Origin of the sequence: Halobaculum marinum, assembly GCF_029338555.1 — an archaeon.
GTDB classification, from domain to species: domain Archaea; phylum Halobacteriota; class Halobacteria; order Halobacteriales; family Haloferacaceae; genus Halobaculum; species Halobaculum marinum.
The window spans coordinates 102,164-120,978 of the sequence record NZ_CP119989.1 but is presented as its reverse complement, the minus strand read 5'-3'; the positions used below and the strand labels follow the sequence as shown (position 1 = coordinate 120,978).

Annotated in this window: 21 protein-coding genes; 11 read left to right on the top strand and 10 right to left on the bottom strand. The window is 69.5% G+C overall.

All coding sequences use genetic code 11. The features are described from left to right. Positions 1 to 10: 10 nt before the first annotated feature. On the bottom strand, positions 11 to 856 hold the full coding sequence (locus tag P0R32_RS00675) for a helix-hairpin-helix domain-containing protein (RefSeq protein ID WP_276237982.1): 846 nt from the start codon (positions 854 to 856) through the stop codon (positions 11 to 13). A gap of 83 nt (positions 857 to 939) precedes the next feature. Beyond that, entirely contained in the window at positions 940 to 1,776 is an 837-nt protein-coding gene (locus P0R32_RS00670) for a shikimate dehydrogenase (protein WP_276237981.1), read from the bottom strand. A gap of 277 nt (positions 1,777 to 2,053) precedes the next feature. Between P0R32_RS00670 and P0R32_RS00665 the strand changes: the two genes are divergently transcribed. The 7 genes from P0R32_RS00665 to P0R32_RS00635 all read left to right on the top strand — a co-directional run bounded on the left by P0R32_RS00665 (position 2,054) and on the right by P0R32_RS00635 (position 9,225). Then, positions 2,054 to 3,034 (top strand): calcium/sodium antiporter, encoded by a 981-nt coding sequence (locus P0R32_RS00665; RefSeq protein WP_321170913.1) that lies wholly within the window; start codon positions 2,054 to 2,056, stop codon positions 3,032 to 3,034. Between the two features lie 103 nt (positions 3,035 to 3,137). After that, positions 3,138 to 4,139 (top strand): calcium/sodium antiporter, encoded by a 1,002-nt coding sequence (locus P0R32_RS00660; RefSeq protein WP_276237979.1) that lies wholly within the window; start codon positions 3,138 to 3,140, stop codon positions 4,137 to 4,139. Between the two features lie 126 nt (positions 4,140 to 4,265). Continuing rightward, a complete protein-coding gene (locus P0R32_RS00655) occupies positions 4,266 to 5,591 on the top strand; it encodes a calcium:cation antiporter family protein (RefSeq protein WP_276237977.1) in 1,326 nt (441 codons plus the stop codon). Positions 5,592 to 5,667: 76 nt separating this feature from the next. Further along, positions 5,668 to 7,077 carry a D-aminoacyl-tRNA deacylase gene (locus tag P0R32_RS00650; protein ID WP_276237976.1) on the top strand — a complete coding sequence of 470 codons (1,410 nt, stop codon included), beginning with the start codon at positions 5,668 to 5,670 and terminating at the stop codon, positions 7,075 to 7,077. A gap of 141 nt (positions 7,078 to 7,218) precedes the next feature. Further along, complete coding sequence (gene ftsZ / locus P0R32_RS00645; protein WP_276237975.1) at positions 7,219 to 8,406, top strand: cell division protein FtsZ; 1,188 nt, start codon at positions 7,219 to 7,221, stop codon at positions 8,404 to 8,406. Positions 8,407 to 8,592: 186 nt separating this feature from the next. Beyond that, the gene (locus P0R32_RS00640; protein ID WP_276237974.1) at positions 8,593 to 8,766 is read left to right on the top strand and encodes a protein translocase SEC61 complex subunit gamma; all 174 of its coding nucleotides are present in this window, start codon (positions 8,593 to 8,595) and stop codon (positions 8,764 to 8,766) included. A gap of 3 nt (positions 8,767 to 8,769) precedes the next feature. Continuing rightward, a complete protein-coding gene (locus P0R32_RS00635; protein ID WP_276237972.1) occupies positions 8,770 to 9,225 on the top strand; it encodes a transcription elongation factor Spt5 in 456 nt (151 codons plus the stop codon). 165 nt (positions 9,226 to 9,390) lie between these two features. On the opposite strand, the gene P0R32_RS00630 is transcribed toward P0R32_RS00635, so the two are convergent. Beyond that, positions 9,391 to 9,690, bottom strand: a complete 300-nt coding sequence (locus P0R32_RS00630; protein WP_276237971.1) for a DUF7565 family protein — start codon at positions 9,688 to 9,690, stop codon at positions 9,391 to 9,393. Between the two features lie 95 nt (positions 9,691 to 9,785). On the opposite strand from P0R32_RS00630, the gene P0R32_RS00625 reads away from it, so the two are divergent. Further along, positions 9,786 to 10,547 (top strand): PHP-associated domain-containing protein, encoded by a 762-nt coding sequence (locus P0R32_RS00625; protein ID WP_276237970.1) that lies wholly within the window; start codon positions 9,786 to 9,788, stop codon positions 10,545 to 10,547. A gap of 38 nt (positions 10,548 to 10,585) precedes the next feature. On the opposite strand, the gene P0R32_RS00620 is transcribed toward P0R32_RS00625, so the two are convergent. Beyond that, complete coding sequence (locus tag P0R32_RS00620) at positions 10,586 to 11,092, bottom strand: metal-dependent hydrolase (protein ID WP_276237969.1); 507 nt, start codon at positions 11,090 to 11,092, stop codon at positions 10,586 to 10,588. A 71-nt stretch (positions 11,093 to 11,163) separates the two neighbouring features. After that, positions 11,164 to 11,682: a CinA family protein gene (locus P0R32_RS00615; protein ID WP_276237968.1), complete on the bottom strand. Its 519-nt coding sequence runs from the start codon at positions 11,680 to 11,682 to the stop codon at positions 11,164 to 11,166. 75 nt (positions 11,683 to 11,757) lie between these two features. Here P0R32_RS00615 and P0R32_RS00610 point away from each other — a divergent pair, with 75 nt between their 5' ends. Beyond that, positions 11,758 to 12,858 carry a pyridoxal phosphate-dependent aminotransferase gene (locus P0R32_RS00610; RefSeq protein WP_276237967.1) on the top strand — a complete coding sequence of 367 codons (1,101 nt, stop codon included), beginning with the start codon at positions 11,758 to 11,760 and terminating at the stop codon, positions 12,856 to 12,858. Positions 12,859 to 13,051: 193 nt separating this feature from the next. Then, positions 13,052 to 14,224: an ArsA family ATPase gene (locus P0R32_RS00605; protein WP_276237966.1), complete on the top strand. Its 1,173-nt coding sequence runs from the start codon at positions 13,052 to 13,054 to the stop codon at positions 14,222 to 14,224. Positions 14,225 to 14,238: 14 nt separating this feature from the next. On the opposite strand, the gene P0R32_RS00600 is transcribed toward P0R32_RS00605, so the two are convergent. The 5 genes from P0R32_RS00600 to P0R32_RS00580 form a co-directional block, all read right to left on the bottom strand. Further along, positions 14,239 to 14,571, bottom strand: coding sequence for a DUF8152 family protein (locus P0R32_RS00600; protein ID WP_390219074.1), 333 nt, complete (start codon positions 14,569 to 14,571; stop codon positions 14,239 to 14,241). Positions 14,572 to 14,575: 4 nt separating this feature from the next. Beyond that, the gene (locus P0R32_RS00595; protein ID WP_276237965.1) at positions 14,576 to 15,403 is read right to left on the bottom strand and encodes an SDR family oxidoreductase; all 828 of its coding nucleotides are present in this window, start codon (positions 15,401 to 15,403) and stop codon (positions 14,576 to 14,578) included. An 81-nt stretch (positions 15,404 to 15,484) separates the two neighbouring features. After that, complete coding sequence (locus tag P0R32_RS00590; protein WP_390219076.1) at positions 15,485 to 16,282, bottom strand: endonuclease V; 798 nt, start codon at positions 16,280 to 16,282, stop codon at positions 15,485 to 15,487. A 6-nt stretch (positions 16,283 to 16,288) separates the two neighbouring features. Further along, positions 16,289 to 17,215: a rhomboid family intramembrane serine protease gene (locus P0R32_RS00585; protein ID WP_276237964.1), complete on the bottom strand. Its 927-nt coding sequence runs from the start codon at positions 17,213 to 17,215 to the stop codon at positions 16,289 to 16,291. Between the two features lie 343 nt (positions 17,216 to 17,558). After that, positions 17,559 to 18,092: an inorganic diphosphatase gene (locus tag P0R32_RS00580; RefSeq protein ID WP_276237963.1), complete on the bottom strand. Its 534-nt coding sequence runs from the start codon at positions 18,090 to 18,092 to the stop codon at positions 17,559 to 17,561. Between the two features lie 303 nt (positions 18,093 to 18,395). Between P0R32_RS00580 and P0R32_RS00575 the strand changes: the two genes are divergently transcribed. Beyond that, on the top strand, positions 18,396 to 18,761 hold the full coding sequence (locus P0R32_RS00575) for a PadR family transcriptional regulator (protein WP_276237962.1): 366 nt from the start codon (positions 18,396 to 18,398) through the stop codon (positions 18,759 to 18,761). Positions 18,762 to 18,815 lie beyond the last annotated feature (54 nt).

Genomic DNA, 18,815 nt, shown 5'->3' with positions numbered 1-18,815 from the left:
GGTTCCGAGACTACGCGTCGTGCTCGGCGGCGCGGTCGATCCAGCGAGTCACCCGCTTCTCGGAGACGTCGGTCCCCTCGGCAACCTCGGCGGCGTCGGCGGCCGCCAGGTCGGCGACGGTGTTGATCCCCAACTCCGCGAGGCGCTCGGCGTACGCCGGGCCGATCCCCTTGATCTGGTCGACCGGGACGCCCTCGTCGTCGGCGTCGTCGGTCTCCTCGCTCTCTGCCTCTTCGACCGCCGGCTCCTCGTCGTCGGCGTCGTCGGTCTCCTCGCTCTCTGCCTCTTCGACCGCCGGCTCCTCGTCGTCGGCGTCCGCCTCCGTCTCCTCGTCGTCGACGTCGACCGCGTCAACGTCGGTCGTGACGTCGTCCGACTCGGGACCGGCGGCCTCGGCTGGTTCGGCGGCGGCGGCTGGCTCCTCGGTCGCCTCGGCCTCGTCGACCAGCGCCTCCGTCGAGGCGTCCGCGTCCGTCCCGGCGGCGACCGGTTCGGCCTCGTCGTCGGTGTCTGCCTCCTCCTCGGCGTCGTCTGCGTCGGCGGTCTCCTCGGCCGGCACCTCGGCGTCGACCTGCCCCTCCTCGGCGGCACCGGCGTCGGCCCCCTCGGTCGCCTCTGCTGGCTCGGCGGCCCCCTCGTCGTCTGCGTCGGTGACGGAACCGGTGGAGGCGGCGGCGTCAGTCTCCGCGGCCGCGGCGTCGGCCTCGTCGGTTCCCTTCACCGCCGCCTCGGTGTCGGCGTCCACCTCTGCGTCGCGCTCGCGCTCGACGGTCACCGCCGTCTCGCTGGAGCGCGACCCGTTCGATTCGCGCCCCCCCAACCCGAATAGTCGCTTGATCTGCTGAATGATTCCCATTTGGCGGATCCACGCCGCGCCCTTTTAAAAAACCAGCGCCGAATATCGAGAAAACCCGACGCAGGAGCCGTGTTGGTGAAGGGTTACGACAGTTCCGCCCGGAGCGCCTCGTTCATCTCCGCGACGGGAGCGTCCTCGCCGGTCCACCGCTCGAACGCCTCGACGCCCTGGAACAGCAGCATCCACGCACCGTCGACGGTGGTGGCACCAGCGTCCCGGGCGTCGCGCAGCAGTCGCGTGTCCAGCGGCGCGTACACCGCGTCCAGCACCGCCAGGTCGGCGTGCAGGTGCTCGGCGGGAACCGGCGTCTCGTCGGACTCCATTCCGACGGTGGTGGCGTTCACGAGCAGGTCGGCGTTCGGCACCGTCTCCGCGAGCGTATCGAGGCCGCCCGCAGTCACCGTCGTCGGCGTGTCGAGGTCGTCCGGGAGCGCCGCGCGCACCTCGGCCGCGAGCGACTCGGCCCGCTTGGCTGTCCGGTTGGCGACGTGCAGGGAGACGGCGTCCTCGGCGAGCGCGAACGCCGCGGCCCGCCCCGCTCCGCCAGCGCCGACGACGACGGCGGCGGCGCCCTCGCGTGCGACGTCGTGGTGGTCCAACGCCCTGCGGACGCCGGCCACGTCGGTGTTGTATCCTCGCGGCGGGTCCGTCGAGAAGTCGACCGTGTTCACCGCGCCCACCTCCGCCGCGAGGTCGTCCGGTTCGACGGCTTCGAGCACGTCCTGCTTGAACGGCACCGTCACGTTCAGCCCGGCGACACCCAGCGTGTCAGCGGCTGCGATGGCCGCGGCGCCGTCGCCGGCGTCTGGTTCGAAGGTGACGTAGCGCGCGTCGAACCCGAGTGCGTCGTAGGCGGCCTCGTGCATTGGCGGCGACAGCGAGTGCCCCACCGGGTTCCCGATGAGTCCGTACACGTTCATGGTCGAATGTGCGGTGGCACCCCCGATAAAAACGGGGTTCACTGGGGAGTCACCGGTCGGGCCCAGAGTCGGCGTCGCCCGCGCCGCCGACCCAGCGCGAACGACAGGGGTCTGCTCCGCACGAGTATGTACGACACACCGGACTCAATATCGGGGCTATCGGCCCTGAGACGTGGCGCAACAGCATTATCGGGGAGAGCGAACCAGCGCCGATATGTTCGAACTCGCGGGGGCGCTCCCGCCGTTGGAGGTGCGAACGAGTCCGCGGTGGATCTGGATGGCACTGACGACCGACGGGGCGGGGGTCTCGTTGTTGGTTGGGGTCGTCCTCCTGTACGTGGGCGCCGAGTCGCTGGTGAAGGGGGCCCAGGGGCTCGCGACCGACCTCGGCGTGCGGGCCGCCGTCGCGGGCGTGACGGTGGTCGCGTTCGCGACGACCGCGCCGGAGCTGTTCGTGGCCATCATCGGAAAGGTCGAGAAGACGACGACCATCGGGCTGGGGGCGGTTATCGGCTCGAACGTGGCGAACATCTGTCTGGTGCTCGGGTTGTCGGCGCTCGTCCGGCCGATGGCCGTCTCCCGCGAGACGGTCCGCCGACACCTCCCGTTCATGGTGCTGGCGGCGCTGCTGCTCGTCGGGTTGGGGTACGACGGCACCCTGAGCAAACTCGACGGTGGCGTGCTCTTGGTCGTGCTCGGAGCCTTCACCGTCGTCCTCCTGCGCGGCGTCCCCGACGCCGACGAGGCCACCGACGGCGAGTCGGTCGCCACCGACGGTGGGACGACAGCCGCCTCCCCGGTGCGTCGCGTCGCCGAGATTCGCCCACGCGACCTCGTCTTCCTGCTGATCGGCCTCGGACTGCTGCTCGTCGGCGCGCGGCGACTCGTCGACGGCGGAACATCGACGCTGTACCTGCTCGGCGGCTCAGACCGACTCGTCGGTGTCACCGTCCTCGCGCTCGGCACGTCCCTCCCAGAACTGGCCGCTAGCCTCGTCTCGGCGCTGCGCGGCGAGGCCGACTTCTCCATCGGCAACGTCGTCGGCTCGAACATCTACAACGTCCTCGCCGTCTTGGGCGTGCTCACGCTCCTGTCGCCGATCCGGGTCCCCACCTCCGTGATCGGCACCGACTTCCCCGTGCTCTTGGGGGCGACGGCGTTCTGCGTCCTCCTCCTCGTCGCCCGCGGTCGCGTCGGTCGCATCGCCGGCGTCCTCCTCCTCGCCGGCTACGGCGGCTACGTCTCCCTGCTCGTCTGAGGGATCGGCCAGCGTCCTCGTCACGGCTCGGGTGCGCTCTATAGTCTCAATACCGATATTTAGAAACGCGCCTTCAAGTAGTGAAGGTCGAACCGAGCCAGACATGCTACAACTGGCCGACGTGCTCCTCTCTGAGCACGGCCTCTTCTTGCTTCTCGGGGTCGTGCTCCTGTACCTGGGAGCCGAATCGCTGGTGAAGGGGGCCGCGGGGCTGGCGTTGGGGATCGGACTCCACGCCGCGCTCGTCGGGGTGACGGTGGTCGCGTTCGCGACGACCGCGCCGGAGCTGTTCATCGGCGTCATCTCCGGAGTCAACGGCGACTCACAACTCGGCCTGGGGGCAATCGTCGGCTCCAACATCGCCAACGTCGGACTCGTGCTCGGGCTGGCGGCGCTCATCCGCCCGCTGTCGGTGTCGCGTACCGTGCTCCGGCGGCACGTCCCGTTCATGGCGCTGGCGGCGGGGCTGCTCGTCGTCTTCGGGCGCGACGCGATCATCGGTCGCGTAGAGGGCGCCATCTTCCTGGTCGTCCTCGCCGGGTTCACCGTCGTGTTGTACCGCGGTGCGAGCGGCGAGTCCGAGGCGGCCGGCGTCGACGAGTCCGGTGCGGTCACCGACGGCGGCGTCGTCGAGGAGATGCCCGACGTCGACCCAGAGAGTGTCAACCTCCGCCACGTCGTCTATCTCGTCGTCGGCCTGGCGCTGCTGTTCTTCGGGTCGCGCTGGCTCATGGACAGCGGTCGATCGATCCTGTACCAGTTCGGCTTCTCCCAGCGCCTCGTCGGCCTGACCGTGTTGGCGTTCGGCACGTCGCTGCCGGAACTCGCCGCCAGCGTCGTCGCGGCGGTGCGCGGACAGGCGGACTTCGCGGTGGGCAACGTCGTCGGCTCGAACATCTACAACGTCCTCGCCGTGCTCGGCTTGGTGGCGGTCGTCGTGCCTGTGTTCGTCTCCGTCAGCGTCGAGTCGTTCGACTTCCCGTCGCTCATCGCGTTCACCGTCGCGGCCATCGTGGTGATGCTGCGCGGCGGCGAGGTCGGGCGCCTCGACGGCGGCGTCCTGCTGGGCGGCTACCTCGTGTTCGTCTACCTGCTGTTACCGTAGGTCGCACCCCACGCCGTCCGACTGCCCGGTCGTCGGGATTCTCGGTCGCTGCACTCGCTCCACTCGAACGCGCGCAACCGCCGTGAAGCGCAAGAGTAAGGGGTTGTCGCCGGCTTCGTGGCGACAATGAGTTCGCGCCTTCGCCACCCGCTCACCGGACTGGTCGGTGGGATACTGCTCACCCTCCCGTGGATCCTCTCGTGGGCGACCGGACTGAACCAAACGTTCTCGACGCTGACGACCGTCGGGGTCGCCGGCGTCGCGGTGCTCGGCGCCTCGTTCCTCCTCGCGTGGGGCGCCGAGACCGCCGAGAAGGACGTGCCCCGCGCGTTCGCCATCGCCGTGCTCGCGGTGCTGGCGGTCGCGCCCGAGTACGCCGTCGACGCGCTGTACGCCTGGCAGGCCGGGCAGGGTGACGCCGCCGCCGGCAACCTCGCGGTCGCGAACATGACCGGCGCCAACCGCATCCTCATTGGGCTCGGCTGGTCCGGCATCGCGCTGTTCTCGGTCTACCAAGCGTACGGCGGCAGCGGCGACGACAACGTCGTCACGAACGGGAAGTTCCTCGGCGACTACGTCTCGCTCGACCGGGACATCTCGCTGGAGGTGGCGTTCCTGTTCCTCGCGACCGTGTACGCGTTCTTCGTCCCGCTCGGCGGCGGTATCGGCGCCATCGACACCCTGTTCCTCGTCGGCCTGTACGTCGCGTACATCCTCGTCATCGTCCGCGGCGACGTCGAGGAGGTCGAAGAGCAGGTTGGCGTCCCCGCCTACCTCCAGGCGCGGTCGTTCCCCGTCCGCGCCGTCTCGGTGCTCGCGCTGTTCGCGTACTCCGGGCTGCTCATCTTCACCGCCGTCGAACCGTTCGCCCACGGGCTGGAGGAGTTGGGTCTGCAGTTCGGCATCCCCGAGTTCTTCATGATCCAGTGGATCGCGCCGCTGGCCTCCGAGAGCCCGGAACTGATCGTCACCGCCTACCTCGTGAACAAGGCGCGCTCGACGGCGGCGTTCAACGCGCTCATCTCCTCGAAGCTGAACCAGTGGACGCTACTCATCGGGACGCTCGTCGTCGTCTACTCCATCTCCGCGGGCCAGTACGGCGTCCTCATGTTCGACGAGAAGCAGGCCGCCGAGATCTGGATCACCGCCGCACAGAGCTTCTTCGCGCTCGCCGTCCTGATCAACTTCAACATCTCCGTCCGCGAGTCGCTGGTGTTGTTGACGCTGTTCCTCTCGCAGGTGCTGGTGGAGTTCTACTTCATCCGCACGATGTCGGAGGCGGCCGCCGAGGCCAACTCCATCGTCCTGCTGCACGGCTTCACCGCGCTGTACATGGTGCTCGGCCTCGGACTCCTGCTGTCTCGCCGCGACGAGATTCTCCAGGTGGCGGCCCACACCCGCTCGACGGTGAGCGACGCGGTCGGCGGCGGCACCGAACAGCCCGCCGACTGAACGCGCGTCGATCCGGGGGTCGCCCCGTTCGCCGAAACCGACGCGTATTCCATCGTCTGTCCGCTACCCCTCGCCAGTGATCGGTATCGTCGTCTCCCGGGCGGACCACGCCTCGACCCACATCGCCGAGCGCCTGCTCGATTTGGCCGACTGGACACAGCGACAGGACGACGACCGCGTCGACGCCGACGGCGGCGGCACGTACCACGTCCTCGACCGAACGGGCGCCCACGGCGACGAACGGCTCGAACTCCGCACGTTCGACGACCTCCACATCCGCCTCGCCGACCCGACGCCCGCGTTCTCCGAGCGCCCCGACTACCTCGTGTTCGTCTCCCGCCACGCCGGTGACACGGGGCCGCTGCTCACCTGCCACTTCACGGGCAACTTCGGCGCCGCCGAGTACGGCGGTGAGGCGGGGTCGTTCGCGCCCGCGTGCCCGGGCGTCCAGCGGGCGCTCCTCGCCGGCTTCGACGAACACGCGCCAGACGAGTACGGCGTCGCCATCGAGGGGACCCACCACGGGCCGACCGCGCTCGCGGTGCCGGCGGTGTTCGCAGAGGTCGGCAGCGACGAGGCGCAGTGGGACGACCCGGCGGGCGCCGGCGCGGTCGCCCGTGCGGTGCTCGACCTCCCCGAGCGCGGCGCGACCGTCGCCGTCGGCGACCCCGAGCGTCCCCGGCACGTCGTCGGCTTCGGCGGCGGCCACTACGCCCCGCGGTTCGAGCGGGTGATCCGCGAGACGGCGTGGGGCGTCGGCCACGTCGGCATCGACTGGCAGTTGGACGAACTCGGGCACCCCGAGGAACACCCCGAGGTGCTCGACGCCGCAATCGGCGCCAGCGACGCCGACTACGCGCTCGTCGCGGACGAGCGGCCGGTGCTCCGCGAGGCGCTGGCCGACCGCGGTGTGCGCGTCGTCGGCGAATCGTGGGTCCGCGCGGTCGACGACACACCGCTGGACTTGGTGGCGTCGCTGGAGGCGGCACTGTGCCCCGTCGACGACGGCCTCCGGTTCGGCGAGCGCGCCGGCGAGGGCGTCGACCCCGACGACGGCTACCGCGTCGTCGACCTGCCCGCCACCCTCCTCGCGGAGGCGCAGGGAATCGACGCCGACGCGGCGCACGCGGCGGTCGCGGCGCACACGGTCGGGTTCGAGACGGAGCAGGCCGGCACGCGGGCGGCGGGGCGAGCGGCGGTCCCGGTCGTCGCACGCGACGGCGGGTCGGACGCCGCGGGCCCGTACGACGAACTCGTCGGGGCCCTCGCGGCGGTGCTCCGGGAGAAGTACGACGAGGTGACGCGCGAGGGCGACGCGGTCGTCGCGCGCACGGAGTCGTTCGACCCCGAGCGAGCGCGGACGCTCGGCGTCCCGGAGGGGCCGAAGTTCGGCGCGCTGTCGGCGGGCGAGGCCGTCGAAGTGAACGGGCGCATGATTCGTCCCGAAACTGTCAGCAGAGAACGAGAAGAGCAGTTTACGGTGTGACAGGTACGCGCTCGTTTCCGCGTCGACTCGTCGCCGTCTCCGGCTTCGAGCCGTCCGTAGGGCCGCCGTACGGTGTCTGACAGATGCAAGACGTGAGGGGGAAGGATAATAACTCTCCGTCAGCAACCCACCCGCATACCTATGGACTCCATCGTCGAGGATGCGATTACCGAGGCCGAGGAGGAGGCCGGGGAGGGGGGAACCGACGGGGCTCCCGTCTCCGACTCCGCCGGGGCCGCGAACGACAGCTCGGCCGGATCGTCGGGCTCGGGAGACGCCCCACGGACGGGGAAGATGACCGACGAGGAACTGCAGGACGTCCTGAAGGACCTCCAGACGAACATCACCGTCGTCGGCTGCGGGGGCGCCGGCGGCAACACGGTGAACCGGATGGCCGAGGAGGGCATCCACGGCGCGACGCTCGTCGCCGCCAACACCGACGTCCAGCACCTGGTCAACATCGAGGCGGACACGAAGATCCTGATGGGGCAGGAGAAGACCCAGGGGCGCGGCGCGGGGTCGCTCCCGCAGGTCGGCGAGGAGGCGGCCATCGAGTCCCAGTCGGAGATTCGCGAGTCGCTGGAGGGGTCGGACATGGTGTTCGTCACCGCCGGCCTCGGCGGCGGTACCGGCACCGGGTCGGCGCCCGTCGTCGCGAAGGCGGCCCGCGAGATCGGGGCGCTCACCATCGCCATCGTCACGACGCCGTTCACGGCGGAGGGTGAGGTCCGGCGCACGAACGCCGAGGCCGGCCTCGAACGCCTCCGCGACGTGGCAGACACCGTGATCGTCGTGCCGAACGACCGCCTGCTCGACGCCGTCGGGAAGCTCCCCGTCCGCCAGGCGTTCAAGATCAGCGACGAGGTGCTGATGCGCTCGGTGAAGGGCATCACGGAGCTGATCACCAAGCCCGGCCTCGTCAACCTCGACTTCGCCGACGTTCGCACCGTCATGGAGAAGGGCGGCGTCGCGATGATCGGGTTGGGTGAGTCCGACTCCGACACCAAAGCCCAGGAGTCGGTGCAGTCGGCGTTGCGCTCGCCGCTGCTCGACGTCGACATCTCCGGCGCGAACTCCGCGCTGGTGAACGTCACCGGCGGCTCCGACATGTCCATCGAGGAGGCGGAGGGCGTCGTCGAGGAGATCTACGACCGGATCGATCCCGACGCGCGGATCATCTGGGGGACCTCCATCGACGAGGAACTCGACGGTTCGATGCGCACGATGATCGTCGTCACGGGCGTCGAGTCGCCGCAGATCTACGGTCGCAACGAGGCCGCGCAGGCCGCCGCCGGCGACCGACTCGAAGACATCGACTACGTCGAGTAGTCGGCGCGCCCTCGCCTCGGATCGGCTGGGCGCACAGCCACTCGGAGTCCGCCGGTCGCGACTCCCCGCAGGTACAGCCCTCCGTTCGTCGCTGCCACCGCCACCGCGAGCGACGACCGCGCTCGCCGGGGTGCTCGGCCCCCAAGCAACAGATATAGAAGGTGCGGCGAAGTAGGCCCGATAACCATGGATGTCAAGTACGACCTGACAAGCTACGTCAGGGTGCTCAAGCTGGCGAGCACGCCCTCCTGGGAGGAGTTCTCCCAGATATCCAAGATCGCCGGTGCGGGCATCTTCCTCGTCGGGTTCCTCGGGTTCGTCATCTTCGCGGTCATGTCGGTGTTCACCGGAGGGATCTGAACGGTGCCCATCTACTCGGTGAAGACGACGGCGAGCCAAGAGCGAACCGTCGCGGACATGATCGCCAGCAAGGAGATGGCAGAGATTCACGCCGTCCTCGCGCCCGACCAGCTCACGAGCTACGTGATGGTCGAGGCCGACGACGACGCCGTGATCCGGCGCGTGCTGGAGGAGGTTCCCCACGCCCGCGGCCTCGTCGAGGGGCCCGGCGGCGTCGCCGGCCAGTCGTCGATGTCCGAGGTCGAGCACTTCCTCTCGCCGACCCCCGACGTGGAGGGGATCGCCGAGGGCGACATCGTCGAACTGATCGCCGGCCCGTTCAAAGGCGAGAAGGCGCAGGTCCAGCGCATCGACGAGGGCAAAGACCAGGTGACCGTCGAACTGTATGAAGCGACGGTCCCGATTCCGGTGACGGTGCGCGGCGACCAGATCCGCGTGCTCGATAGCGACGAACGGTAGTTCGTCGTACCATGCGAGCGGGCCGTTGGCCCGCGAGCAGCCTCCGACGAGCGCTGACGCGCTCGTCGTGCTCTCGTTCGCTACTGCTCACGCGAACTCCGACGAGCGGTAGGCTCTCGGAGCAGTTCTCTCCACCCGTCCGTCCGTTCCGAGCGTCGGCGCCGCCTACACCGAACCGTCGATCCGGTCGACGATCTCTTGCAGGTCGGCGGTCTCTTCGATCACGGCTTTGATCTCCTCGCGCTCGCGCACGTCGTCGGAGTCGGCCTCGTAGGCGCGCACGAACTCGGCGCGGGTGTGCTCGTCGAAGGCGTGGCGGATGGCGAAGTAGCCGTCGGGGACGACGGTGCCGCACACCTGACACTCGTGTCGCTCGTGTGCGGTCGTCTGGTGGACGACGGCGTCCTCGACCGTGTCGAACGCCGCATCACACCCGTCGAGGCCACAGGCCCACCGGGAGGACATACCCGGTAGCAGAGGACAAGCCCGCTTAAGCGTTCCCGTGGCAGACCGCGGCCCGGAAGCGGAATCACTAACGGCGACCCGCGCGACCTCCGCGTGTGACCGCAGGACGGACGCGGGTGGACCCGCACGTGAAGGTGCTCGACGAGCGCGTCGTCGAGCGCGCCCGCGAGTCGGGCGTCGACACGCTCGTGTACGCCCCGCACTTCACGCGACTGCCCGAGATCCGCGAGCGCGCCGACCGCTTCTCGACCGACGAGGTGACGGTCGTCCCCGCTCGCGAGGTGTTCACCGGCGACTGGGGGAACCGTCGCCACCTGCTCGCCGTCGGCCTCTCAGAGCCGGTACCGGACTTCATCACCTTCGAGGCGGCGCTGGCGGAGTTCGACCGCCAGGGCGCCGCCGTGCTCGTCCCGCACCCGGAGTTCATGAACGTGAGCCTCACCAGGGCGGAGGTGAGCGCCTACCGCGACCGGATCGACGCCGTCGAGACGTACAACGCGAAGCTGTTCGACCACCAGAACGACCGCGGCGCCCGGATCGCCGAGGCGTTCGACCTCCCGACGTTCGGGTCGTCGTACGCGCACCTCCGCGGCACCGTCGGCGCCGCGTGGACCGAGTTCGAGGACGACGTGCGCGGCGAGGCGGCGCTCGTGACCGCGCTCAAAGAGCAGGCGCCGCGGTCGGTCGTCAAGCGCACCGACCCCGCGACGCGACTGCGTCGACTCGTCGAGTTCGCCCACCTCGGCTACGAGAACTCCTACGGGAAACTCGATCGCCTGTTCCTCTCGGGGATGGAGGGGACCCACCCGCGCCACATCGCCTACGACGGCCGGTTCGACGACGTGGCGGTGTACTGAACTGGCGGCGCCGGGCCACCAGCCGCGACCGCGCCGTCTCAGATCGGGAGTCCTGCCACCAGCGTCGCGACGGCCTCGCGGGGCGTCCCGGTGTTCAAGTCGACGAGGAAGAACTGCACGAGCGCCAGCACCGCGAGTTCGGCGAGCGTGATGACGACAGTGACGGCGTCGGCGTGCTTACTCGACGTCGTGACGCCGATCGGCAGGCCGTACTCGGTCTTCGACAACGGGTAGAACAGCGCGATGCCGCGCCTGCTGCCGACCACGTCGAGCACGTAGTGGGTGAGGACGCCGATCCAGACGAACCGCAGGTTCGCGAAGTAGATCGGATACGCGAGAAACACCGCCAGCACCGGGAGGTTGTGGAGCGTCTTGCGGTGCTTCCCGAAGGCGGTGTCGACGTCGGGGAACAGCGCTCCGAGGACGAGCGGGACGAACAACTCGGCGATGGTGACGAACGTCTCCACGTCGCCAGAGGGCTGGAGGACGTACCCCAGCCCAATCGCCAGCAAGATCGCGTTCAGCACGTGGCCCTTCTTGTTCACGCCTCACCCTGCTGCCGGGAGCGACCAAACGGTTTCGGCATCGACCGCCCGAGGGCGGGCCGACGGCGTCGCTACTGGCGCGCCTCGACCGCCTCGTGGAGGTCGCGAAGCGCCCGCCGCGCGATCTGCGCTTTGATCTCCGTCCGACTCCCGTCGAACTCGTAGCGCACGACGGTCGCGTCGCTCTCGCCGCTGCCCCAGTCGCCGGCGTAGGCGACGCCGATGTAGACGGTGCCGACCGGCTTCTCGGCGGTGCCGCCGTCGGGGCCGGCGATGCCGGTCGTCGCGACGCCCCAGTCGACGCCCGCGGTGTCGCGCACGCCGCGGGCCATCGCGCGGGCGACCGGTTCCGACACCGCGCCCTCCGCGTCGAGGTGTTCGCGGGGCACGGCCAACTCCTCCAGTTTCGCGTCGTAGCTGTAGGTGACGACCGAGCGGTCGAAGTAGTCGCTGGAGCCGGCGACGTCGGTGAGCAGCGACCCGATCAGCCCGCCGGTGCACGACTCGGCGGTCGCGACGGTCTCGCCGGCGGCCCGGAGGGCGTCGCCGACGCGCGCTTCGATCGGCGGTTCGGAAGCTGACTCGCGCATAGTCGGACCACAGTCGGGGACGCATTAAGACCGCGGGAGTGAAGGGGCGAGCGTCCGGAGTATCGCCGACACACCGTGCCCTACGAGCGCCCGAAGTTCTTCCACGTGATGCAGTACGCGCAGGCAGCAGACCGCGACGTGGTCGACATGGTGTCGGGCAACCCCGACTGGCAGCCCCCGGAGGCCCTCCGTGACGGCCTTCGCGAGTACGCCGACGCCGAGCCGGACGCGTTCCAGTACCCGCCCAGCGAGGGGCTGGTGGACCTGCGCGAGGAGATCGCCGCCCGTCGCGGCGTCGACGCCGACCGGGTCGTCGTCACGAACGGCACCGGCGAGGCGAACTACCTCGCGATGGCGGCGGCGCTCGACCGCGACGCCGGCTCGGAGGTGCTCCTCGCGGACCCCGTCTACCCGTACTACCCCGGGAAGACGGAACTACTCGACGCCGAGGCGACGCTCGTACCCGCCGAACGCGACGGCTCGCTCGACCCGGACCGCTTCCGTGACGCGGCCAGCGAGGAGACGAGCCTGATCCTCGTGAACACCCCGAACAACCCGACCGGCGCCGTCTACTCGCGGGAGGCGCTCCGCGCGCTCGCTGACCTCGCCGCCGACGTGGACGCGACGCTCGTCGTCGACGAGGTGTACGACCACTTCGACTTCACCGGCGAGTTCGAGTCGGCGCTGACGCTCGATAGCGACCGAGTGATCGTCACGACGGGCTACTCGAAGTCGATGGCGATCACCGGCTTCCGCGTCGGCTACGTCGTGCTCCCTGACCACCTCGTCGACACGGCGAAGACGCGCCACATGCTCGTCAACGTCGCCACTTCTCGTCCGCCGCAGGTGGCGGTGCTGAACGCCCTGCGGGAGACCGACGCCGACTACTACGCCGACGTGCGCGCGATGCTCCGTGGGCGCGTCGAGACGTTCACCGACGCACTCGACGCCGCGGGCGCCGAGTACACGACGCCGGAGGGCGGGTTCTACGTCCTCGCCCGCTTCGACGACTTCCCGGGGACGATGGCCAACGCGAAGCGACTGATCGACGAGGCGGGCGTCGCCGGGATGCCCGGCGAGACCTTCGGCTCCGCGCGCGACGAGTGGCTCCGGTTCGCACTCGTCACCCCGCGCGTCGAGGAGGCGGCGACGCGACTGGCGAACTACTTCGGGTAAGGCCGACTGGCTGGCTCGGACCCCGGGCGTACGAGGGCACGCGAGGGGCTACTCGGACTGCTGGTCGCGACGGCGACCGGGTGCGTCCGAGTCGTCGTGGGCCCGGCATCCGATTTGAACCCTCGCGGCGCCGACCGATTTCGACGTTCCCCGACCAACGGATAGACAAGCGTCCGCGACCGACCCCGGGGTAATGACCGACATCGACGTGGAGGCCGTCGACGAGATCGAGGAGGAGTCCGCCGGCGACGCGCCCGCCGCCGACCCCTCCCGGATGGGGGCGGAGATCGACATGCAGGGCGCCGCCGGACTCGCTGACCCGGACGCCCCGGAGTACGTGCTGTACGGCGGGAAGGGCGGCGTCGGGAAGACGACCTGTGCCGCCGCGACCGCACTCGCGAGCGCCCACGACGGCGTCGCCACGCTCGTCGTCTCGACGGACCCGGCCCACTCGCTGTCGGACACACTCGACACCGAGATTCCGGCCCAGCCCTCGCGCATCCGCGAGGACGTGCCGCTGTACGGCGCCGAGATCGACCCCGACGCCGCGATGGAGGAGGGGCTGTTCGGCGCGGGGATGGCGACCGGCGAGGACGACAGCGCAGGGGGTCCGGGGGCGGGTGCCGGCCCCGACGCCAGCCCGCTCGGTGGCCTCGGCGACATGGGCGAGGCGATGGGTGACTCGCCACTGGGCGGGATGCTCGGCGGGACGATGCCCGGCGCCGACGAGGCGGCGGCGATGCGGCAACTGCTCGACCACCTCGACGACCCCCGGTTCGACCGCGTCGTCGTCGACACCGCACCGACGGGGCACACGCTCCGCCTGCTCCAGTTGCCGGAGATGCTGGACTCGATGGTCGGGCGGATGATGAAGCTCCGTCAGCAGTTCTCCGGTATGATGGAGGGGATGAAGGGGATGTTCGGGATGGGCGACGGCGGGCCCGACCAGCCCGACCTCGACGACCTCAAAGAGCGGATCACCCGCCTGCGCGAGACGCTGCAAGACCCCGCGAAGACGGACTTCCGGGTGGTGATGGTGCCCGAGGAGATGAGCGTCGTCGAGTCCAAGCGCCTCGTCTCCCGTCTCGACGAGTTCTCCATCCCGGTGAACACGCTCGTCGTCAACCGCGTGATGGAAGACCCGAGAGAGGTCGCCGAGTTCGACGCGGACGTCGACTCGTCGTGGGTCGTGACGCCGAGCCTCGACGACTGCGAGTTCTGCCAGCGGCGCTGGCAGGTACAGCAGAACAGCCTCGCGAAGGCCGCCGACCTCTACCGCGGCCGCGACGTGAAGCGCGTCCCCCTGCTCGCCGACGAGGTGCGCGGCGAGGACGCCCTGCGCGTCGTCGCGGCCTGTCTCGCCTGACCGGTCGTCGCGCGCTACGTCTCCTCGTCGGTCGTCGCCAACGCCTCCGCGAGTTCCAGCGCCGCCGCGACGTGTTCGTCCGCAGTCTCGTCTTCCGTCTCACCGGCCTCCCGAAGCAGCCGCACCACGTGCCCGGTGCGTTCGCGGACGGTCTCCGGCGCTGCCGGCCGTTCGGCGAGGTCGCGGGCGACGGCCTCGGCCTCCCCGAGGTGGGCGCTCGCGCTCCGGGCGACCGGTCGCTCGGCGGTCGCCGCGAGGTGACCGTGGAGCGCGTCGAGTTGCTCGGCCACGTCGCCCTTGCCGTCGCCGTCGGCGTCCAAGTCGTGGGAGCGGTCGTCGTCCGACACGGGTTCAGGTGAACTTCGCGGCCAGCCCCCACAGTGCGTCGACGAGGCGTGCCGGGAGCAAGCGACCGACCTCCGCCACTTTCGCCATCGGACCCACCGGGTAGCGGGCCGGTGGCTTCGTCGAACTCGCAGCGTCGACGACGTCCTCGGCGACGCGCTCGGGCGTGACCGAGAGGAAGCCGGCGCCGCCGCCGACGGCGTCGTAGTCCTCGAACAGGTCGTAGAAGAACTCGTAGGCGCCCGTCTGATCCAGTCCCTCGACCTCGGACTCGGCGCGCTCGTCGAACCCGGTGTCGACGGGACCCGGTTCGACCAGCGAGACGGTGATGCCGTACTCGCGCACCTCGTTGCGGAGGGCGTCGCTCATCGCCTCCAGCGCGTACTTCGACCCCGCGTACACGCCGCCGCCGGGGAACGACATGCGCCCCACGGCCGAGGAGACGTTGACGATGGCGCCGTCCTCGCGGCGGCGCATCGCGGGCAGCACTTCCTTGATCAGCCGATGGGGGCCGTACACGTTCACGTCGAACTGGTCGTGGACAGCGTCGGTCGGCACCTCCTCGATGGGGCCGAGTTGAGCGTAGCCCGCGTTGTTGACGAGCGCGTCGATGCGCCCCTCCTCGTCGAGCATCCGGTCGACGACGCGCTCGACGTCGTCGGCGTCGGTCACGTCGAGCGTCGCGATCCGACAGTCGTCGTGCTCGCCCAGCGTCTCGATGTCGGCGGGGTTGCGCGCCGTCGCGTACACCGTCCACTCCTCTTCGAGGAACGCCTCGGCACACGCGCGACCGATGCCGGAGGAACACCCCGTGATGAGCACGGTTCTTGTCATGTCATCGGCCATGTCGGCCGCGTAGTTAACTCCCGTCGTCTCGGCGCCGTCCGATCCGGGTGCGGTGGCGACCCGTCGTGCTCAGTCGTCGTCGGTGCGACCGTCGTCGGCCCGGTCGGCGGCGACTACGCGCTTCGCCTCGTCGGCGTACGCGTCGGCGAGACGCGTCGGCTCCGGGAGTTTGTAGTCGCCGCCGAGCGCCGCCACGAGGTCCGTCGCGGTGTCCGCGCTCACGCGGTGGCCGGGACTGACGTACAACGGGTTGATCACCGGCGAGGAGTCGTACTGACGCGACTGGAACGCGTGGCCGACGATGGTTCCCGCGGGAGCGTCGACGCGCTCGTCGGCACGGATCGCCGTCCGCCAGCCCGCGGGCCGCCCGTTGGTGGTCTCGTCCGGCGTCCCGCACAACAGGGACTTCGCGACGCCGATTGCGGGCGCGTCGAACAGCACCCCGACGTGGGTGGCGATGCCCGCCTGCCGGAAGTGGATCCGACCACTCCCGTCGAACACGTACAGGTCCGGGTCGGTCTCCAGCGTCGCCAGCGCGTCGACGATGGGGCCACCCTCACGGAACGCCAGCAGGCCGGGGATGTACGGGATCGATAGCTCGGTCACCGCGTACGAGCGTTCGACCACCTCGCCGCCGCGGAGGACGACGACCGCAGACACCGCGCGGTCGTCGAGGAACGCCTGGTCGACGCCGGCGAGGAGCGGCGTGTCCGCGGATGGGTCGTCGTCGAGGCCGACGCTCGCGGCGTCGAACGGTAGGTCGTCGGCGAACGTCGCGGCGGCGGCGATGTCGCACTGGAGCGCCTCCATGGCCTCGCGGTCGAGCGCGGGGTCGGGGAGGAACTCCGGGCGGACCGGCGTCACCATCGCGCGTCAGAAGCGACCGCGACCGGGGCCGCCGAGGCCGCCACCGCTCCCGATCTGGTTCGGGACGCTCCGTTGGCCGTCGGCGACGTTCGCGTAGATGACGCCGAGGAGCAGTCCCGAGAGGTGCGCGGCGTGTGCGATGCCGCCGAGGTTCCCCGCCGAGAGGACGCCGAACACCGACAGCGCCGCGTACAGCAGGGTGATCGTCCGGATCTTCAGCGGGATCGGCGGGATGAGCAGCATCACCTTCAGGTTCGGGTTCACGACCGAGAGGAACCCCATCACGGCCATGATCGACCCGGATGCGCCGTACACGCCCGCTTCGAGCGGGCCGCCGAACAGCAGTCCCGTCCCGATCTGTGCGAGGCCGGCGACCATCCCGGTCACCAGGAACATGATCGTGAACCGCTTCGACCCGAGGTACCGCTCCACCAGCGGGCCGAAGAAGTACAGCGCGATGGAGTTACCCGCGATGTGGAAGAAGCCGGTCGGCGAGTGAGCGAACACGGAGGTGACCACGGTCCAGACGTTGCCGGCGAGCAGGTTCGCGGCGCTGAGCACGAACAGGTCGTCGAACAGCCCGCCGCCCGCGGTGAACAGTACCGCGAACTCCGCGGCGAACGTGACCCACATCAGCCCGAGGAACACGTACGTCATGTTCCCACGGAACGCTCCCATGATGCCGCCGGTGCCCGTCTCGCGGTCGATGCGCGACTTCACGCGACCCGTGACGCCGCCGGAACCGGCGGAACCGCCGCCGCCGACGCCGTCGTCGTACCCGGAGTCGAACACGCCGCCCGGGTCGTTCCACTCGTTCAGGCCGGGACAGTCGTGGTTCTCCGGGAGGCGGTGTTCCGCACAGAAAGACTGACCGCACCGTCTGCACTGGTACGGGAGGTTCTCGTACTCGCCGCACTGGGAGCACTTCGCCATTACCGCTTCTTGCCGCGGGCGGGTTATATGCCTGCCCCTCACGGCCCTCGCGGTACACGACAGCGGGCGGCGGCGTCGGACGACTCGACTCCGGTCAGTGGTCGTCGGTCGACTCCTCGCAGTCCTCTTCGTCGTCCGCGCGGATCCGTACGGGCTCGGTCGGCACCACGGTCACGTGGTCGATGCCGACGGCGGGCTGTTTCGCGGCCATGTTCGGTCGTACGTTGCCGGTACTCGCACAAAAGATTACTCATGCGCATAACACATCCGCGGACGCGACCGGGATGTTCACGGCTAATCGGCGTCGGCGACCGAGGACAGAAAACGGGGTGCGGCGGTGGTGTTACGCGAAGTGCTCGTCGTACAGGTCCTGGGCGTGCTCGATGGCGTCCATCGCGGCCTGCTTGTCCTCCCAGCCCTGCGTCTCGACCTCTTTGCCCTCCTCGAGGTTCTTGTACGTCTCGAAGAACTCGTCAATCTCGTCGAGCTGCTGTTGCGGGATGTCGTCGAGGTCCTGGATGTGGTCGAAGCGCGGGTCCTCGGTCGGGACGGCGATCACCTTGTCGTCCTGCTCGCCGTCGTCGTCCATCTTCATCAGGGCGACCGGGCGGGCCTCGATGATGCAGCCCGGGAACGTCTGGTCTTCGACGAGCACGAGCACGTCGAAGGGGTCCTCGTCGTCGTAGTACGACTGCGGGATGAAGCCGTAGTCCGAGGGGTAGTGGACGTTCGAGTGGAGCACGCGGTCGAGGACGACGCCGGGGACGTCCTTGTCGTACTCGTACTTGTTGCGCTCGCCCTTGAGACACTCCACGACGGCGTAGATCTCTTCGGGGGCGTTCGGCCCCGTCTCGAGGTCTTCCCAGAGGTTCGTCATGCGCACGACGGTTCCGCCAACGCGAGCAAATGCCTTTCGGCACGCGACGCTCCACGGCACGGACCGGTCCGCTCACGGCCTCCGCCGAGTGCTCTCTGTGGAGTATGTGGGGACTACCGACCGAATAGTATCGGCTATGCGTTTATGCCCATGTTAACCATACAAACTAGACAGGACGCCATCGACGCTGGGGAGGGGAGCGGACTGAAACGCCGAATAGTTGCTTCTCAGGGCTCCTAACACTCGAATTGGTCGTGGCGTTGGCAACAATTAAATACCCCCGTGACCTCTCATCCGGTGACCATGTCAGAGGCACAGTCTGAAACCGAAGTGGTCAGTATCGCACGCGATCTCACCGCGTTCCAGCAGAACATCCTCGTCATCCTCTCGGAGGAGGCGATGTACGGGCTCGCGATCAAGCGCGAACTCGAGAGCTACTACGACGCGGAAGTCAACCACGGCCGTCTATACCCCAACCTCGACGACCTCGTCGAACTGGGCCTGGTCGAGAAGAGCGAACTCGACAAGCGGACGAACCAGTACGCGCTCACCGAGACCGGTCGCAAGGCCGTCCTCGACCGCCTGAACTGGGTCGTCGGGAAGTACGTCACGGACGGCGACCGCGCCGCCGACGTGCGCGGCCTCGTCGACGACTCGCTCGACGCGTAAATCGAACCGTACCGAATCCGGCGGCACGTCGCCGCCGCGGCGGGCTCACAAGGG

Coding starts and splice junctions, on each gene's coding strand:
- P0R32_RS00675 (WP_276237982.1), bottom strand. CDS start 856: ATGGGAATCATTCAGCAGATCAAGCGACTATTCGGGTTGGGGGGGCGC.
- P0R32_RS00670 (WP_276237981.1), bottom strand. CDS start 1,776: ATGAACGTGTACGGACTCATCGGGAACCCGGTGGGGCACTCGCTGTCG.
- P0R32_RS00665 (WP_321170913.1), top strand. CDS start 2,054: ATGGCACTGACGACCGACGGGGCGGGGGTCTCGTTGTTGGTTGGGGTC.
- P0R32_RS00660 (WP_276237979.1), top strand. CDS start 3,138: ATGCTACAACTGGCCGACGTGCTCCTCTCTGAGCACGGCCTCTTCTTG.
- P0R32_RS00655 (WP_276237977.1), top strand. CDS start 4,266: ATGAGTTCGCGCCTTCGCCACCCGCTCACCGGACTGGTCGGTGGGATA.
- ftsZ (WP_276237975.1), top strand. CDS start 7,219: ATGGACTCCATCGTCGAGGATGCGATTACCGAGGCCGAGGAGGAGGCC.
- P0R32_RS00640 (WP_276237974.1), top strand. CDS start 8,593: ATGGATGTCAAGTACGACCTGACAAGCTACGTCAGGGTGCTCAAGCTG.
- P0R32_RS00630 (WP_276237971.1), bottom strand. CDS start 9,690: ATGTCCTCCCGGTGGGCCTGTGGCCTCGACGGGTGTGATGCGGCGTTC.
- P0R32_RS00615 (WP_276237968.1), bottom strand. CDS start 11,682: ATGCGCGAGTCAGCTTCCGAACCGCCGATCGAAGCGCGCGTCGGCGAC.
- P0R32_RS00605 (WP_276237966.1), top strand. CDS start 13,052: ATGACCGACATCGACGTGGAGGCCGTCGACGAGATCGAGGAGGAGTCC.
- P0R32_RS00595 (WP_276237965.1), bottom strand. CDS start 15,403: ATGACAAGAACCGTGCTCATCACGGGGTGTTCCTCCGGCATCGGTCGC.
- P0R32_RS00590 (WP_390219076.1), bottom strand. CDS start 16,282: ATGGTGACGCCGGTCCGCCCGGAGTTCCTCCCCGACCCCGCGCTCGAC.
- P0R32_RS00585 (WP_276237964.1), bottom strand. CDS start 17,215: ATGGCGAAGTGCTCCCAGTGCGGCGAGTACGAGAACCTCCCGTACCAG.
- P0R32_RS00580 (WP_276237963.1), bottom strand. CDS start 18,092: ATGACGAACCTCTGGGAAGACCTCGAGACGGGGCCGAACGCCCCCGAA.
- P0R32_RS00575 (WP_276237962.1), top strand. CDS start 18,396: ATGTCAGAGGCACAGTCTGAAACCGAAGTGGTCAGTATCGCACGCGAT.